Genomic DNA, 16,429 nt, shown 5'->3' with positions numbered 1-16,429 from the left:
CTCGTCAACAGAGCCACAACACCATGCTTTTGCCTTCTCCCTGGCGCGCTGACTTCCCAGCCATCGCCGCCTTGCAACGTCAAGACCAGACCTATCTGGACAACGCTGCCACCACGCAAAAACCCCAGGCCCTGCTCGACGCACTGACGCACTACTACGCCAGTGGCGCCGCCAACGTGCACCGGGCCCAACACTTGCCGGGCGCCCACGCGACCCAGGCCTTTGAGAACAGCCGCGCCAAAGTCGCCCACTGGCTCAATGCCGGCGACAGCGCAACCATCGTTTTCACCCACGGTGCCACCTCGGCGCTGAACTTGCTGGCCTACGGGCTGGAACACCAATTTGAGGCCGGTGACGAAATCGTCATCAGCGCCCTGGAACACCATGCCAACCTGCTGCCCTGGCAACAGTTGGCCCAGCGCAAACACCTCAAACTGGTGGTGTTGCCGCTCGACAGCGATGGCGTGATTGACCTTGTCGCCGCTGCCCAACTGATCACCCCGCGTACCCGACTGTTGGCGGTGAGCCAACTGTCCAACGTGCTGGGCGTGTGGCAACCCCTGCCCGCCCTGTTGGCGCTGGCCAAAGCGCACAACGCGCTGACCGTGGTCGACGGCGCTCAAGGCGTCGTGCATGGCCGTCATGACGTACAAGCGTTGGGGTGCGACTTCTACGTATTTTCCAGCCACAAACTGTACGGCCCTGACGGGTTGGGCGTGCTGTGCGGGCGTAACGAAGCCCTCGCTCGCTTGCAGCACTGGCAGTTTGGCGGGGAGATGGTGCAAGACGCCGACTACCAGCACGCGACCTTTCGCCCGGCGCCCCTGGGTTTTGAGGCTGGCACCCCGCCGATTGCCAGCGTGATCGGCCTGGGCGCCACCCTGAGTTATTTGGCGAGCCTGGATCAACACGCCGTCGAGGCCCACGAAGCCGCCCTGCATGCGCTGCTGGTTAAAGGTTTGCAGCAGCGTCCAGGCATTCGCCTGCTGGGCACTGCGCAACTGGCACTGGTGAGTTTTGTCGTCGAAGACGTGCACAACGCTGACCTTGCGCACCTGCTGACGGAGCAAGGCATTGCGGTGCGTGCCGGTCACCACTGCGCTATGCCGTTGCTGAAAAGCCTGGGGCTGGCGGGCGCTATACGCGTGTCATTGGCGCTGTACAACGATTCGCAAGATCTTGAGCGATTCTTCACGGCACTTGATCAGGCGCTGGAGTTACTGCAATGAGCTTGCCCGCTGAAGCACACGTTGCCCTCGACAGTTTTAAGCAGTGTGCGGGTTGGGAGTCGCGCGCGCGCTTGCTGATGCAGTGGGGCCAACGCTTACCGGCCCTGCCCGAGACCAAAAAAACCGACGCCAACCTCGTGCAGGGCTGTGAAAGCCTGGTGTGGTTGGTGGGCGAATTGAAAGACGGGCATTGGCAGTTTGCGGCCAGCACTGATGCACGCTTGATTCGCGGGCTGGTGGCATTGTTGCTGGCGCGGGTGAACGGTTTGAGCGCAGAACAACTGGTGCAAGTGGACTTGCCGGGATGGTTCGAGCAGTTGGGCTTGAGCCGCCAATTGTCGCCGTCACGCAGCAATGGCTTAAATGCCGTTTTAGTGCGGATGCGGGAATTGGCGCTCGGCTAAAATCCCCTCATCCTGACCCACTCCCAACGGCAGACGGACGGATTGGTGCGTGCTTGAGAAATACTGCACGCCTGCATTCATCGCGCAACTTCAGGCCGCCGGTTTATGCGACTCCACGCGTTCACTCTCCTCTCCCTTTGGGAGAGGGCCAGGGTGAGGGCTTTGTTTTTGCTTGAGCTTTTCCGAAGGCCGACGCATACCCGCCACGATTTTGTCAACCGCCTTGGTCGCCGCCACCATGCCAAAGGTTGCCGTAACCATCATCACGGCGCCAAACCCACCGGCGCAGTCAAGCTTGACCCCATCCCCCACAAAACTTTTCTGCAAACAAATGCTGCCATCGGGCTTGGGGTAGCGCAGCTGCTCGGTCGAGAACACGCACGGCACGCTGTAATGACGCGTCACGGTACGAGAAAAACCATAATCACGACGCAACGTGGAGCGCACTTTGGAGGCCAGCGGGTCATTAAAGGTACGGTTCAAATCACACACCTGGATCAGCGTCGGGTCGATTTGCCCGCCCGCGCCACCCGTGGTGATGATTTGGATCTTGCGTCGCTTGCACCAGGCAATCAGCGCCGCCTTGGCATTCACGCTGTCGATGCAGTCGATCACGCAGTCGATGTCGGGGGTGATGTACTCGGCCATGGTTTCGCGGGTTACGAAGTCCGCCACCGCGTGCACCGTGCAATCCGGGTTGATCTGACGCAGGCGCTCGGCCATCACCTCAACCTTGTCCCGACCAACGGTCGAACTTAATGCATGCAGCTGGCGGTTGGTGTTGCTGACGCAGACATCATCCAAATCAAACAGCGAAATTTCACCCACACCACAACGCGCAATCGCTTCGGCGGCCCATGACCCCACGCCACCTACACCGATGATCGCCACATGCGCCGCACGCAGACGGTCCATGCCTTCCAGACCATATAACCGGGCTACACCGGCAAACCGCGGATCTTCTGTACTCATAACCAACACCCCAAAAACCGGCGCGCATTATAGGGTGGTCTTAACGATGCTGAGTACATTTCCTACGGATCATCCGACCAAGCCTGCTTTAATAGCCGACCTAGTAGCAAGATAAGAGCTACAAGTAATAAAGAAAGAACTTAAGCTGGCGATCGCTGCCAAACGCCAAGCCGTTTTCCATGCGCTGTACGTCAAGTTAAATCCCAGTGTAGGATGCGCGCCGTTTGGCACCTGCCGAGCGATCTTCGTTCCACTCCTTTTGGAACCCGAAATAGTTATGTCATCGCGTAAATTTGGACTCAATCTGGTGGTGGTGTTGGCCATCGCCGCTCTCTTCACCGGTTTCTGGGCGCTGATCAATCGCCCGGTCTCGGCGCCCAACTGGCCAGAGCAAATCTCCGGTTTTTCGTATTCGCCGTTTCAACAAGGCCAATACCCGCAGAAAGACCAATATCCGTCCGACGATGAAATGCGTCGTGACCTGGAGATCATGAGCAAGCTGACCGACAACATTCGTACCTACTCAGTCGATGGCACCTTGGGTGACATTCCCAAGTTGGCCGAAGAGTTCGGTTTGCGCGTGACCATCGGGATCTGGATCAGCCCTGACCTGGAGCGCAACGAGAGGGAAATCCAGAAAGCCATTGAGCTGGCCAATAACTCGCGCAGCATCGTGCGGGTCGTGGTGGGTAACGAAGCGCTGTTCCGCGAAGAAATCACACCCGAAGAGCTGATCGTACTGCTGGACCGGGTGCGCGCCGCGGTCAAGGTGCCCGTCACCACGTCCGAGCAATGGCATATCTGGGAGAAATACCCACAACTGGCCAAGCACGTTGACCTGATTGCCGCGCACATTTTGCCCTACTGGGAATTTATCCCGGTGGACAAGGCTGGCGAATTTGTACTGGACCGCGCCCGGGATCTGAAAAAGATGTTCCCGAAAAAGCCTTTGCTGCTGTCGGAGGTTGGCTGGCCGAGTAACGGCCGCATGCGCGGTGGTGCTGACGCGACCCCGGCTGACCAGGCGATTTACCTGCGTAACCTGGTCAATACCCTGAACCGCCGGGGTTACAACTACTTCGTGATCGAAGCGTTCGACCAGCCGTGGAAGGCCAGCGACGAAGGCTCGGTGGGGGCGTACTGGGGCGTGTACAACGCCGCACGCCAGCAAAAATTCAACTTCGAAGGCCCAGTGGTCGCGATCCCGCAGTGGCGCGTACTGGCCATCGGTTCGGTGGTGATGGGCCTGCTGTCGCTGGCGTTGCTGCTCATTGATGGCTCTGCACTGCGTCAGCGCGGGCGAACGTTCCTCACGTTCACCGCCTTTTTATGCGGTTCGGTACTGGTGTGGATCGCTTACGACTACAGCCAGCAATACAGCACCTGGTTCAGCCTCACGGTAGGGTTCTTACTGGGTTTGGGCGCCCTCGGGGTGTTTATCGTGTTGCTGACCGAAGCCCACGAACTGGCCGAAGCGGTATGGGTTCGCAAGCGCCGACGGGAGTTTTTACCGGTCGAAGCCGACGACGCCTACCGCCCGAAAGTCTCGATCCATGTGCCGTGCTACAACGAGCCACCCGCGATGGTGAAACAGACCCTCGACGCGCTGGCCAATCTGGATTACCCGGATTTCGAAGTGTTGATCATCGACAACAACACCAAAGATCCGGCGGTCTGGGAGCCGGTGCGCGATTACTGCGCCACCCTCGGCCCGCGTTTCAAGTTTTTCCACGTTGCCCCGCTGGCCGGTTTCAAGGGCGGCGCACTCAATTACCTGATCCCGCACACCGCGCCGGATGCCGAAGTCATCGCGGTCATCGACTCGGACTACTGCGTAGACCGCAACTGGCTCAAGCACATGGTGCCGCACTTTGCCGACCCTAAAATCGCCATCGTGCAATCGCCCCAGGACTACCGCGACCAGAACGAAAGCACCTTTAAAAAGCTCTGCTACTCCGAGTACAAGGGCTTCTTCCATATCGGCATGGTCACCCGTAACGACCGCGACGCGATCATTCAGCACGGCACCATGACCATGACCCGCCGTTCAGTACTCGAAGAGCTGGGCTGGGCCGACTGGTGTATTTGTGAGGATGCCGAGTTGGGCCTGCGGATCTTTGAGAAAGGCTATTCCGCAGCCTATTCCCACAACAGCTACGGTAAAGGGCTGATGCCCGATACCTTCATCGACTTCAAGAAACAGCGATTCCGCTGGGCCTACGGAGCGATTCAGATTATCAAGCGTCACGCCTCAAGCCTGCTGCGTGGCAAGGACTCGCAACTGACCCGTGGCCAGCGTTATCACTTCCTGGCGGGCTGGTTGCCGTGGGTCGCTGACGGCATGAACATCTTCTTCACCGTGGGCGCGCTGCTGTGGTCGGCCGCGATGATTATTGTGCCGACGCGGGTCGATCCACCGCTGCTGATTTTTGCGATCCCGCCGCTGGCGTTGTTTGTATTCAAGGTGGGCAAGATCATCTTCCTGTACCGCCGTACCGTGGGGGTCAACCTCAAGGATGCATTTGCCGCGGCTCTGGCCGGGCTGGCGTTGTCGCACACCATTGCCAAGGCGGTGTTGTATGGCTTTTTCACCACCAGCATTCCGTTCTTCCGTACGCCTAAAAACGCCGACAACCACGGTTTTTGGGTCGCGCTCTCCGAGGCACGGGAAGAAGTCTTCATCATGCTGTTGCTCTGGGGCGCAGCCTTGGGGATCTGCTTCGTACAAGGGCTGCCGAGCAACGACATGCGCTTTTGGGTGGTGATGTTGCTGGTGCAATCGCTGCCGTATCTGGCAGCGCTGGTGATGGCCTTTATGTCATCTCTGCCTAAACCGGTGGACGCACCGAAAGAGCAGCCTGCGGCATAAATTGACCGCAACCACTAAACGGCGGCCTCTGGCCGCCGTTTTGCTTTAAGATAACCGCCCTTTTGCGCCCAGCCTTACAGGCGCGAGCGTTCAAAGTTTGCTTCCCTACACGCCCAGCTTCGGAGTCCACCACCATGACGGCCCACGCCGACCTCTCGCCGACCCTGCAACTTGCCTGCGATCTGATCCGTCGCCCTTCCGTGACGCCAATCGACGCCGATTGCCAGAAGCTGATGATGCAGCGCTTGGGTGATGCAGGCTTTGCACTGGAGCCTATGCGCATCGAAGACGTGGACAACTTCTGGGCCACCCACGGCAAACACGACGGCCCGGTGCTGTGCTTCGCCGGCCATACCGACGTGGTGCCAACCGGCCCGGTACAAGCGTGGCAGAACGACCCGTTCGATGCACTGATCGACGAACACGGCATGCTCTGCGGGCGTGGCGCTGCCGACATGAAAGGCAGCCTGGCCGCAATGCTGGTGGCCGCCGAACGTTTTGTCGCTGACTACCCGGACCACAAGGGTTCGGTCGCGTTTCTGATCACCAGCGACGAAGAAGGCCCGGCGCATCACGGCACCAAAGCGGTGGTTGAGCGTTTCGCCGCGCGCAAGGAGCGTCTGGACTGGTGCATCGTGGGTGAACCATCGAGCACCACGCTGGTGGGTGACGTGGTGAAAAACGGCCGCCGCGGCTCCCTCGGCGCCAAGCTCACGGTGCGCGGGGTTCAAGGTCACGTGGCGTACCCGCACCTGGCAAAAAACCCGATTCACCTGGCGGCCCCGGCGCTGGCTGAGCTGGCCGCCGAACATTGGGACAACGGTAACGACTTCTTCCCGCCTACCAGCTTCCAGATTTCCAACCTCAACTCGGGCACCGGCGCGACCAACGTCATTCCCGGTGATCTGGTGGCGGTGTTCAACTTCCGCTTCTCGACCGAATCTACGGTCGAAGGCTTGCAACAGCGCGTGGCGGATATCCTCGACAAGCATGGTCTGGACTGGCACATCGAGTGGGCGCTGTCGGGCCTGCCGTTTTTGACCGAGCCGGGCGCATTGCTCGATGCCGTCGCCTCAAGCATCAAACAAGTGACCGGTCGCCAAACCAAGGCGTCCACCAGCGGCGGCACCTCTGACGGGCGCTTTATCGCCACATTGGGCACCCAGGTGGTGGAGCTGGGGCCGGTCAACGCGACCATTCACCAGGTCAACGAACGCGTACTGGCCAGCGACCTCGATGTGCTGACCGAGATCTACTACCAAACCCTGATCAAGTTGCTCGCCTGATGCTCGCCTGCCCTATTTGCTCTGAGCCGCTGAGTGCGGTCGATAATGGCGTGGTCTGCCCGGCAGGCCACCGTTTTGACCGTGCGCGTCAGGGCTACCTGAACCTGTTGCCCGTGCAACACAAAAACAGCCGTGACCCTGGCGACAATCAGGCAATGGTTGAAGCCCGTCGCGACTTTCTCAACGCCGGTCATTACGCGCCTGTGGCCAAGCGCCTGGCGGAGCTGGCTGCCGAGCGCGCCCCGCAGCGCTGGCTGGACATCGGTTGTGGCGAGGGTTACTACACCGCACAAATCGCCGACGCCCTGCCCCATGCCGATGGCTACGCCCTCGATATCTCCCGCGAGGCGGTCAAGCGGGCCTGCAAGCGCAATCCGCAATTGACCTGGTTGATCGCCAGCATGGCCCGAGTGCCTTTGGCTGACGGCAGCTGCCAGTTTTTGGCCAGCGTGTTCAGCCCGCTCGACTGGCTTGAGGCCAAGCGCTTGCTCAGCCCCGGCGGCGGGTTGATGCGTGTCGGCCCCACACGCGGGCACCTGATGGAATTGCGCGAACGCCTGTACGACGAAGTGCGTGAATACGCAGACGACAAGCATCTGGCGCTGATACCTGAAGGCATGCAGCTGCAACACAGTGAAACACTGGAATTCAAACTGCGCTTGAGCGAACCGCAAGATCGCGCCAACTTGCTGGCCATGACCCCGCACGGCTGGCGCGCCAGCGCCGAACGTCGCGCCGAAGTCATCGAACACCCCGAGCCTTTAATCGTGACGGTGTCCATGCGCTACGATTACTTCGTGCTTCAATAACCCACTTTACGGCCAGGGGCACACGCCCCGGGCCCGACTAATCCGCGAATGGATTTTTCAGACCCGCAGTGAGGACATCCATGCGCCAACCCGACATTGAGATTTACCTGAAAGAAACCGTCACCTACAAAGACGTAGAAGTCTGGCTTTCAAAGGTTCTGGGCCCCTGCTCGGAATGGAAAAAGAAAGGCGAAACCTGGAAATGTACCGCAGGCAACGTTCCCGTGACCTGGATGCCAAAAGCCGTAGGCAAATGGAACAGTTTGTACCTGGACAGCGATCAAACGCCTTGGGAAGACGACATCGCCTGTGCCCACGCCGCCTTCAAGGCACTGAACATCGAAGTGCGCTGTGCGCCGGGTAGCTGGGTTGAAGAGCAAGGCGAAGCCGACGCTGACCGCTGGGTGCGCATTAGCGAAGACGGCGAAGAAGAAATCACCTGGAAAACCGGCTCCTGACCCACAGGTCTTGTAGCCGCTGCCGCAGGCCGCGATGGGTTGCACTGCAACCCATCGCCTGAAAAGCGAAGGCCCTTGGGACCTTATCCCAGCCTTGGGCAGCGGCTACAGGTTTTACCGTTACAGCCCTACCACATCCTCAGCCTGCAAGCCTTTGTCACCCGTCACCTGGTTGTATTCGACCTGCTGACCTTCAGCCAGGCTGCGATGGCCTTCACCGCGAATTGCGCGGTAGTGCACAAACACATCCTTGCCCTCTTCGCCCTGAATAAACCCGTAGCCTTTGGCGTCGTTGAACCATTTCACATTGCCTGTAAACCGCGTTGTCATGCGTGCATCCCCTTTATTGTTTTTGAGCGGGCTTGCTGATTCAGCCCATTGAGCACTTTCGCTCGAACTTATAGTTTGCTGAAAACGTCTTACACTTGATGGCGAAAGAGCATCGAGTATAAGACAGCGCGAAAAACACTCAATCAATATTAGTTCGCAGCTTTTTTGCCGATTTTCCAGAGATACGGCACACTACCCGGCCGAGTAAACACTCGTTTTAATCCACTCATGCAGAAGCCGTATGACCCGTTCCCCGTTCCGTCGTCTAGTGTTTGGCGCCCTGCGTCGCTTGCTGTACCTGTGGGTACGCTCGGAGACCATTAATCAGTCGTCCTTCACCCTTAATCTGGACCGCAGCCGGCCGGTGTTCTACGTCCTGCAATCGCCCTCCGTGACTGAACTGGCGGTGGTCGACGCCGAATGCACCAAGGCGGGCCTGCCGCGTCCGGTATTACCAGTGGCCGTGGGGCAAATGGTTGAACCTGCCGCCTTCTTTTACCTGACCCCAGAACCCGATTGGCTAGGGCGCCAGGACAAACGCGGTGCCCCGCCGACGCTGACCCGCTTGGTGGACAGCCTGACCGTCAACCCCGGCGAAGACGCGCAAATCATCCCCGTCAGTGTGTTCTGGGGCCAATCCCCTGACAGCGAGTCCAGCCCGTGGAAGTTGCTGTTTGCTGACAGCTGGGCGGTGACCGGGCGTCTGCGTCGCCTGCTGCGCATTCTTATTCTGGGCCGAAAGACCCGCGTGCAGTTCTCGGCGCCCATTCATTTGCGTGAACTGCTCGACCATAACAAAGGCCATGAACGCACCGTGCGCATGGCTCAGCGCATCTTGCGCGTACACTTTCGCAACCTTAAAACCGCGGTCATCGGCCCCGACCTGTCGCACCGGCGCAATCTGGTCAAAGGCCTGGTCAATGAGCCAACCGTGCGTCAGGCGATTCTCGACGAGGCCGAGCGCGAGAATATCTCGCCCGATAAGGCCAAGGCACAAGCCCTGCGCTATGCCAACGAAATCGCCTCGGACTACACCTACACCGCCATTCGCTTTCTGGAAGTGGTACTGAGCTGGTTTTGGAACAAGATTTACGACGGGATCAAGGTCAACCACATCGAAGGTGTGCAAGACGTCGCGCAAGGCCACGAAATTATTTACGTGCCGTGCCACCGCAGCCATATCGACTACCTACTGCTTTCCTACCTGCTGTTTCGCAACGGTCTGACTCCGCCGCACATCGCCGCCGGGATCAACCTCAACATGCCGGTCATCGGCAGTTTGTTGCGCCGTGGCGGGGCATTTTTCATGCGCCGTACCTTCAAGGGCAATCCGCTCTACACCTCTGTATTCAACGAATACCTGCACACCTTGTTCACCAAAGGCTTCCCGGTCGAGTACTTCGTTGAGGGCGGGCGCTCGCGTACCGGCCGTATGCTGCAACCCAAAACCGGAATGTTGGCCATCACCCTGCGCAGCTTTTTGCGCTCCTCGCGCATGCCCATCGTGTTCGTGCCGGTGTATATCGGCTATGAGCGTGTGCTTGAAGGCCGTACATACCTGGGTGAATTGCGCGGTGCGAGCAAGAAGAAAGAGTCGATTTTCGACATTTTCAAAGTCATTGGCGCGCTCAAACAGCGTTTTGGTCAAGTGGCGGTCAACTTTGGCGAACCGATCAAACTGGCGGAGTTCCTCGACACCGAACAACCGAACTGGCGCCAACAGGAACTCGCACCGTCTTACCGTCCTGAATGGTTGAACGCCACCACTCATCGTTTGGGTGAGAAAGTGGCTCAGCACTTGAACGAAGCTGCCGCCATCAACCCGGTGAATCTGGTGGCACTGGCGTTGTTGTCCACCAGCAAGCTGGCGCTGGATGATCGCGCCATGGCCCGCGTGCTCGACCTCTATCTGGCGCTGCTGCGCCGCGTGCCGTATTCACCGCACACCACCTTGCCTGAAGGGGATGGCCGCGCGCTGATCGAGCATGTAAAGGACATGGACTTGTTGTCCGAGCAAAGCGATGCATTGGGCAAAATTCTGTATCTGGATGAGCAGAACGCCGTCCTGATGACTTACTACCGCAACAACGTGCTGCACATCTTCGCGCTGCCTTCGTTACTGGCCAGCTTCTTCCAGAGCGCTTCGCGGATGACGCGTGAGCAGATCCTGCGCTACACCCGCGCCTTGTATCCGTACCTGCAATCGGAATTGTTCATCCGCTGGACGCTGGACGAACTGGATGGCGTCGTCGATCAATGGCTGGAGGCTTTTGTCGAGCAAGGTTTGCTGCGTTTCGAAAACGAGGTGTACCTGCGCCCCGCTCCTAGCTCGCGCCACTTTGTGCTGCTGACGCTGTTGTCCAAGAGCATTGCGCAAACCCTGCAACGCTTTTACATGGCGATTTCACTGCTGCTCAACAGCGGTCAAAACACCTTGAGCGCCGAAGAACTGGAAGACTTGTGCACCATGATGGCTCAACGCCTGTCCATTTTGCATGGCCTCAATGCCCCGGAGTTCTTCGACAAGAGCTTGTTCCGCCACTTTATCCAGACGCTGCTTGAAGAAGAGGTACTGCGCCGCGATGCCAACGGCAAGTTGAGTTACCACGAACTGCTGGGGGAACTGGCCGAAGGCGCAGCCAAACGCGTATTGCCGGCAGAGATTCGCCTGTCGATTCGTCAGGTGGCCCTGCACCGTGCAGAAGATGCCGCTGACACACCGCAGAGCGTAGGGTAAGTCTTCAAAACAACACAGAAAGCTCTCGATCATTTTTCGACGACTTATAAGCAACTAGCCTTGGCATGTACCGAATGAATCGGCACATACCCAGGCTAGTCAACCTATAAGGACATCAAACATGACTCAAGAAAATGAATGCACTCACGTAGAACATAACGCTCAAAACCGCGGCCGACCTGATCTTGGCGGCGATGCCGAAACCCGAGGCCGCCCTGACCTTGGCGGCGATACCGAAACCCGAGGCCGTCCTGACCTTGGCAGCGATGCTGAAACTCGAGGCCGTCCAGACCCTGGCAACGATGCTGAAACCCGAGGCCGCCCAGACCCTGGCAACGATGCTGAAAACCGAGGCCGCCCAGACCCTGGCAACGGCGCAGACACCCAAGGCGTACCGGACAAACAAACCCCTCCTGGCACCCCTTGGCGCATCGACCATCCGGACGGTGGCGTTCACGGCGGCAACAACGGCTAAGGCCACATCCTGCACCGTGGTCACAGCGATGTTGGCCACCCACTACCGCCCAGGCCGCTTTTCATTGTTAGAATCCCTTCAACTTCCCTGAGTGAAATCACTTGCTCAGGGATAGAAACGGAGTTTTCTGCCATGAAAAAACTGCTTGTGCTCGGCCTTGCTGCACTACTTGGAGCCTGTAGCTCAATGAACTCAACCCCACACGCCACACTCGACGGCGAAGTGTTCTACCTGCAACGTATCGCCTTGCCGCCAACCGCCACTCTGGAAGTCAGCCTGCAAGATATTTCACTGGCTGACGCCCCGGCCGTGACCCTGGCCAAACAAAGTGGCCAGATCAAAGGCCAGGTTCCGTTGCCGTTTCACTTGAGCTACGACCCTGCTCAAGTCAAGCCCGGCCATACCTACGCCGTCAGCGCCCGCATTGAAGACAACGGCCAATTGCTGTTCATCACCACCGAACGCAATAGCGTTGACCTCAACGACAAAACCCCGCAACCGCTGCGTCTGCGAGTCGATCAAGTTCCAGCTTCATAACGAACCCTGTAGGCGCTACCGCAGGCTGCGATCTTTTGCACCCACACAGCTCGCATCCTGCGCCAGCACCTACACACTCGGCTTCTTCACCTTGAACCACGCGGCATACAACGCGGGTAAAAACAGCAACGTGAGTGCGGTCGCGACAATCAGCCCGCCCATGATCGCCACTGCCATCGGCCCAAAAAACACGCTGCGTGACAGCGGAATCATTGCCAGCACCGCCGCCAGCGCGGTCAGCACAATCGGACGAAAACGGCGCACGGTCGCTTCGATGATTGCCTGCCAGGCATCCAGCCCCGCCGCTTTGTCCTGCTCGATCTGGTCCACCAAAATCACCGAGTTGCGCATGATCATCCCTGACAGCGCAATGGTGCCCAGCATGGCCACAAAACCAAACGGCTGGTTGAACACCAGCAAAAACAACGTCACGCCGATCAACCCCAACGGCGCGGTCAAAAACACCATCGCCACGCGCGAAAAGCTGCGCAGTTGCACCATCAGCAAGGTCAGCACCACCACGATAAACAGCGGCACTCCGGCCTTGACCGAATTCTGACCTCGGGCAGAGTCTTCCACCGTGCCCCCGACTTCCAGCAAATAGCCATCTGGCAGTTCGGCACGCACCCCTTCAAGCGTCGGCAAGATCTGCTGTACCAGCGAAGCGGGTTGCTCCTTGCCGTAAATATCAGCCCGCACGGTCACGTTGGGCAGACGGTTGCGGTGCCAGATAATCCCTTCTTCGAACCCGTATTCAAGCGTGGCGATCTGCGACAAGGCAACGCTCTGGCCGTTATCGGTCGGCACGGCCAGGCTCGGCAGCAACGTCAATTGCGTACGTTCTTGGGGCGTGCCGCGCAGCAGGATTTCGATCAATTCGTTGTCTTCGCGATATTGGCTGACCGTCGAACCCAGCAGCGTACTTTGCAAGAACCGCGACACGTTAGCGGTGCTCACGCCCAAGGCCCGTGCACGGTCCTGGTCAATATTGAGATACACCACTTTGCTCGGTTCTTCCCAATCCAGATGCACGTTCACCACATGAGGGTTTTCACGCACCTTCGCCGCGACTTTACGCGCCAGTGCCCGTACGTCCTCGATGTGCTCACCCGTGACCCGAAACTGCACCGGGTAGCCCACAGGCGGGCCGTTTTCCAGGCGCGTCACCCGCGAGCGTACCGTCGGGAATTGCTCGTTCAAGGTGTCGATCAGCCAGCTTCGCAGGCGCTCGCGGTCTTCAATACTGCTGGCCAGCACCACAAACTGCGCGAAGCTGGCCGCAGGCAATTGTTGGTCCAGCGGCAAGTAGTAACGCGGCGAACCGGTCCCGGCGTAGGCCACGTAGTTGACGATGCCGGGATGGTCTTTGAGCAAGGCTTCCAAGCGCTCAACCTGCTCCGTGGTATTGCTCAAAGACGCGCCTTCGGCCAGCTTCAAGTCCACCATCAGTTCCAGACGGCTCGATGCCGGAAAGAATTGCTGGGGCACGTACTTGAACAACACCACCGAACCGATAAACAACAGCACGGTCAGCGTAATCACGGTTTTGCGCCGCCGCACACACCACGCAACCAAACGCCGGATACGTTGATAAAACGGCGTGCCGTAAGGGTCCGTTGCGCCATCACCGGTGCCATGCCTGGCGGCATGGCGCTTGGCCAAATCCGGCAACAGCAAGGCGCCCAGATAAGGCACAAAGACCACCGCCGCAATCCACGACGCCAGCAGCGCAATGGTCACCACTTGAAAGATCGAGCGGGTGTATTCACCCGTACTTGACTGCGCCAGGGCGATGGGTAAAAAACCGGCGGCGGTTATCAGCGTGCCCGTGAGCATCGGGAAGGCAGTGCTGGTCCATGCAAAGCTCGCCGCCTTGAAGCGGTCGTAGCCTTGCTCCATTTTGATCGCCATCATTTCCACTGCGATGATGGCGTCATCGACCAACAACCCCAGGGCCAGCACCAACGCGCCCAGCGAGATCTTATGCAGGCCGATGCCGTAGTAATGCATGGCGGCAAACGTCATGGCCAGCACCAGCGGAATGGTCAACGCCACCACCATGCCAGTGCGCACGCCGAGCGAGAAGAAACTCACCAGCAACACAATCGCCAGGGCTTCGACCAACACCTGTACAAATTCGCCGACACTGGTTTTAACCGCTGCCGGCTGATCGGACACCTTGCTCAGGTGCATGCCGGCCGGCAGGTTTTTCTGGATACGGGAAAACTCGGTCTCCAGCGCCTTGCCCAAGGCCAGAATGTCACCACCGTCTTTCATGGCCACGGCCAGACCCAGGGCGTCCTGGCCCATAAAGCGCATACGCGGCGCAGGCGGATCATTGAAACCACGGCGTACATCCGCGACGTCTTCAATGCGCAAGGTGCGCTCACCGACACGAATCGGGAAGCGCTCGATCTCTTCGACAGTCTTGAAGTTGCCGCTGACACGCAGTTGCACACGCTCGGTCGGGGTCTCAAAGAAACCGGCGGTCGAGACCGCGTTTTGCTCCTCCAGGGCCTTTTGCACCGCCTCCAGCGGCAAACCCAGCGTAGCCAGTTTGAGGTTGGACAGTTCGATCCAGATTTTTTCGTCTTGCAGGCCCAGCAGCTCGACCTTGCCTACATCCTTGACCCGCTGCAGCTGGATCTGGATGCGATCGGCGTAGTCCTTGAGCACTGCGTAGTCGTAACCTTCGCCGCTCAGGCTGTAGATATTGCCAAATGTGGTGCCAAATTCGTCGTTGAAGAAAGGTCCCTGAATGGCGGGCGGCAAGGTGTGGCGGATATCGCTGATCTTTTTGCGAACCTGATACCACAGCGCCGGGACTTCATCGGAGTGCATGGAGTCGCGCGCCATAAACGTCACTTGCGATTCACCGGGGCGCGAGAACGACACGATGCGTTCGTACTCGCCGGTTTCCATCAGTTTTTTCTCGATGCGCTCAGTGACCTGACGCGAGACCTCTTCAGCCGTGGCGCCGGGCCATAGCGTGCGGATCACCATGGCTTTGAACGTAAACGGTGGGTCTTCGCTTTGGCCCAATTTGGTGTAGGAAAGCCCACCGACGATGGCCAGCAACAGCATCAGGAACAGGACGATCTGGCGGTTGCGCAACGCCCATGCAGACAGGTTGAAACCCATGGCAATTACTCCTTCGCCATGACATTGATCGTTCGGTTGGAACGATCAATAGGCCGTACCTCCTGCCCTTGATGCAGCACATGCGCCCCGGCGGCGACGACCCAATCCACAGACGTGAGGCCTTCCAGCACCGGCACTGTTTTCTCGCCATAGGGGCCAACACGCACAGGCACTTGCTCCAGCTTGTTGCCAAGGCCAACCCGCCACACATAGGCCGCGCCGTTTTCAGCACTCAGTGCCGACAGCGGCACCGACAACGAACTCACACCCTCGTTTTGGATAAAGACTCGCGCACTTTGACCCAACTCGGCAGGCACTTTGCCAGCCGTGAAGGCGATACGGGCTGCAAAGGTTCGCGACTTGGGATCGGCCGATGGCGACAACTCACGAATCCGCCCGCTAAACCGCTGATCGGGCTGGGACCACAGCTCAACCGACACCGGCTGGCCAATCTTGAACCGCGCGAACGCCTGCTCGGGCACGCTGATCAACACTTCACGCTCACCGTCGGCAGCGAGCGTAAAAACGGTCTGACCTGCGGCCACGACCTGTCCGACTTCCACTTGGCGTTGGGCAATGACGCCATCTTGCGGCGCGCGTAATACGGCATAGCTGGCCTGGTTGCTGGCGACGTTTTGCTCGGCTTGCAACTGCTGCCATTTGGCCTCGCCTGCGCGATAAAGGTTTTCGGCGTTATCGAACTGGGAACGGCTGACCATCTGACGGTCGAGCAACGTTTTGTAACGATCACGTTCGGAGCGCACCAGGTTGAGGTTGGCCTGTGCAGCTGCCACTTGAGCGCGGGTCGCGTCCAGTTGCAGGCGAACGTCTTGCGGGTCCAGCTCAGCCAACGGCTGGTTGGCCTTGACCCGCTCACCTTCGTCGACCAACCGGCGCGTGACTTTGCCGCCGATGCGAAAGGCCAGCTGCGGGTCAAACCGTGCGCGTACTTCGCCTGGATAGCTTTGGGTCGCCAGCGCCGAAGGTTGGGGTTGCACCACAATCGCCGGGCTGATGCTGACCTGAACAGGCTCTTCATGCCCGCACGCAGCTAACAAAAACACCAAACAGACAGGCACAGCGCGGGGCAAGGCATGACGCAACATGGAGACGACCTTTCGCTTATAGGGCTTGGAATATTTATACTGGGCGGCATGTTATTAATACTAAACTCACCAGTCC

Annotated in this window: 12 protein-coding genes and 1 pseudogene; 9 read left to right on the top strand and 4 right to left on the bottom strand. The window is 58.9% G+C overall.

Features of this window, described 5'->3' with window-relative positions; genetic code table 11:
* Positions 1-23: 23 nt before the first annotated feature.
* Together AP059_RS17350 and AP059_RS17345 are read left to right on the top strand one after the other, a co-directional pair.
* On the top strand, positions 24-1,229 hold the full coding sequence (locus AP059_RS17350) for an aminotransferase class V-fold PLP-dependent enzyme (RefSeq protein WP_059764512.1): 1,206 nt from the start codon (positions 24-26) through the stop codon (positions 1,227-1,229).
* Positions 1,226-1,633 carry a SufE family protein gene (locus AP059_RS17345; RefSeq protein WP_059764510.1) on the top strand — a complete coding sequence of 136 codons (408 nt, stop codon included), beginning with the start codon at positions 1,226-1,228 and terminating at the stop codon, positions 1,631-1,633. Before AP059_RS17350 ends, AP059_RS17345 begins: the two co-directional genes overlap by 4 nt.
* A 177-nt stretch (positions 1,634-1,810) precedes the next feature.
* Here the strand turns inward: AP059_RS17345 and tcdA are convergent.
* Positions 1,811-2,605 (bottom strand): annotated as a pseudogene (tcdA, locus tag AP059_RS17340) (tRNA cyclic N6-threonylcarbamoyladenosine(37) synthase TcdA); the annotation flags it as partial.
* Between the two features lie 277 nt (positions 2,606-2,882).
* Here tcdA and AP059_RS17335 point away from each other — a divergent pair.
* From AP059_RS17335 to AP059_RS17320, 4 genes are all read left to right on the top strand, one after another.
* The gene (locus AP059_RS17335) at positions 2,883-5,474 is read left to right on the top strand and encodes a glycosyltransferase (RefSeq protein ID WP_048363344.1); all 2,592 of its coding nucleotides are present in this window, start codon (positions 2,883-2,885) and stop codon (positions 5,472-5,474) included.
* Positions 5,475-5,608: 134 nt separating this feature from the next.
* Positions 5,609-6,760, top strand: coding sequence for a succinyl-diaminopimelate desuccinylase (gene dapE, locus AP059_RS17330; protein WP_059764508.1), 1,152 nt, complete (start codon positions 5,609-5,611; stop codon positions 6,758-6,760).
* Positions 6,760-7,569, top strand: coding sequence for a putative RNA methyltransferase (locus tag AP059_RS17325; protein WP_059764507.1), 810 nt, complete (start codon positions 6,760-6,762; stop codon positions 7,567-7,569). Before dapE ends, AP059_RS17325 begins: the two co-directional genes overlap by 1 nt.
* An 80-nt stretch (positions 7,570-7,649) precedes the next feature.
* Positions 7,650-8,027 carry a hypothetical protein gene (locus AP059_RS17320; protein ID WP_059764505.1) on the top strand — a complete coding sequence of 126 codons (378 nt, stop codon included), beginning with the start codon at positions 7,650-7,652 and terminating at the stop codon, positions 8,025-8,027.
* Between the two features lie 120 nt (positions 8,028-8,147).
* Here AP059_RS17320 and AP059_RS17315 read toward each other — a convergent pair whose 3' ends face one another.
* Positions 8,148-8,357, bottom strand: coding sequence for a cold-shock protein (locus AP059_RS17315; RefSeq protein ID WP_048363340.1), 210 nt, complete (start codon positions 8,355-8,357; stop codon positions 8,148-8,150).
* A gap of 241 nt (positions 8,358-8,598) precedes the next feature.
* Here AP059_RS17315 and plsB point away from each other — a divergent pair, with 241 nt between their 5' ends.
* The 3 genes from plsB (at position 8,599) to AP059_RS17300 (ending at position 12,106) form a co-directional block, all read left to right on the top strand.
* Entirely contained in the window at positions 8,599-11,094 is a 2,496-nt protein-coding gene (gene plsB / locus AP059_RS17310) for a glycerol-3-phosphate 1-O-acyltransferase PlsB (protein WP_059764503.1), read from the top strand.
* A gap of 121 nt (positions 11,095-11,215) precedes the next feature.
* Entirely contained in the window at positions 11,216-11,569 is a 354-nt protein-coding gene (locus AP059_RS22350; protein WP_131811530.1) for a hypothetical protein, read from the top strand.
* 132 nt (positions 11,570-11,701) lie between these two features.
* Positions 11,702-12,106: a YbaY family lipoprotein gene (locus AP059_RS17300; RefSeq protein ID WP_059764499.1), complete on the top strand. Its 405-nt coding sequence runs from the start codon at positions 11,702-11,704 to the stop codon at positions 12,104-12,106.
* Positions 12,107-12,175: 69 nt separating this feature from the next.
* On the opposite strand, the gene AP059_RS17295 is transcribed toward AP059_RS17300, so the two are convergent.
* Together AP059_RS17295 and AP059_RS17290 are read right to left on the bottom strand one after the other, a co-directional pair.
* Positions 12,176-15,247: an efflux RND transporter permease subunit gene (locus AP059_RS17295; protein ID WP_059764497.1), complete on the bottom strand. Its 3,072-nt coding sequence runs from the start codon at positions 15,245-15,247 to the stop codon at positions 12,176-12,178.
* Between the two features lie 5 nt (positions 15,248-15,252).
* Positions 15,253-16,353, bottom strand: a complete 1,101-nt coding sequence (locus tag AP059_RS17290; RefSeq protein ID WP_059764496.1) for an efflux RND transporter periplasmic adaptor subunit — start codon at positions 16,351-16,353, stop codon at positions 15,253-15,255.
* Positions 16,354-16,429 lie beyond the last annotated feature (76 nt).

Source organism: Pseudomonas sp. TAA207 (genome assembly GCF_001529285.1).
GTDB classification, from domain to species: domain Bacteria; phylum Pseudomonadota; class Gammaproteobacteria; order Pseudomonadales; family Pseudomonadaceae; genus Aquipseudomonas; species Aquipseudomonas weihenstephanensis.
Note: the sequence above shows the minus strand (reverse complement) of the source record. Positions and strands in the feature narration are given on the sequence as shown.